Raw genomic sequence first — 872 nt, forward strand, 5'->3', positions numbered from 1 at the left:
TCGGTCGCCGCATTGTTGCTGCTGGAGCAGGGGTATCGGGTGGAGGGTCTGTTCATGAAGAACTGGGAAGAGGACGATACCGCCGATTATTGCGCTGCCGCCGCAGACCTGGAGGATGCCGCTAAAACCGCCGCGCTGCTCGGCATCCGTCTGCATCGGGTCAACTTCTCGACCGAGTATTGGGACCGGGTGTTCTCCCGTTTCCTCACCGAGTACCGTGCTGCCCGCACGCCGAATCCGGATATCCTGTGCAATCGGGAGATCAAGTTCCGCGCCTTTCTGGATCACGCCCTGGATCTGGGCGCCGAGCGCATCGCCACCGGTCACTATGCCCGCATCGCCCGCGACCATGCGGGCTGGCACCTGAGACTCGCGGCGGACGCGAACAAGGACCAAACCTATTTCCTGTATCTGCTCGGACAGGAGCAGCTCGGCCGCTGCCTGTTCCCCCTCGGTAATCTGAACAAACACGAGGTCCGAGCGATCGCCCGCCGCGCCGGCCTGCCGACGGCCGAGCGAAAGGACAGTACAGGCATCTGCTTTATCGGCGAGCGTCGGTTCCGTGACTTCCTGGCCCGCTATCTGCCCCGCGCTCCGGGGCCGATGGAGACCCCGGAAGGCCAGGTGATCGGCGAGCACCAGGGCCTGGCCTATTACACCATCGGCCAGCGCCGGGGACTGGGTATCGGTGGCCTGGCGGGCCAGGTCGAGGCGCCCTGGTTCGTGGCCCGCAAGGACCTCGCCCGCAATGCCTTGATCCTGGTCCAGGGCCACGACCATCCGCTGCTCATGAGCAGGGGCCTGGATGGCGGCGCCCCGCATTGGATCGCCGCCGAGCCGCCTGCGGTGCCCTTCACCTGCCGCCTGCGGCT

1 protein-coding gene is annotated in these 872 nt (G+C 66.2%); it reads left to right on the forward strand.

Going from position 1 to position 872, the window contains the following annotated elements:
- Positions 1-872 (forward strand): tRNA 2-thiouridine(34) synthase MnmA (gene mnmA / locus E1958_RS19635; protein ID WP_133513371.1); only part of this gene is annotated, 872 nt, incomplete at both ends.

This window comes from Candidatus Thiosymbion oneisti (assembly GCF_004359955.1).
Taxonomy (GTDB): Bacteria; Pseudomonadota; Gammaproteobacteria; order Chromatiales; family Chromatiaceae; genus Thiosymbion; species Thiosymbion oneisti.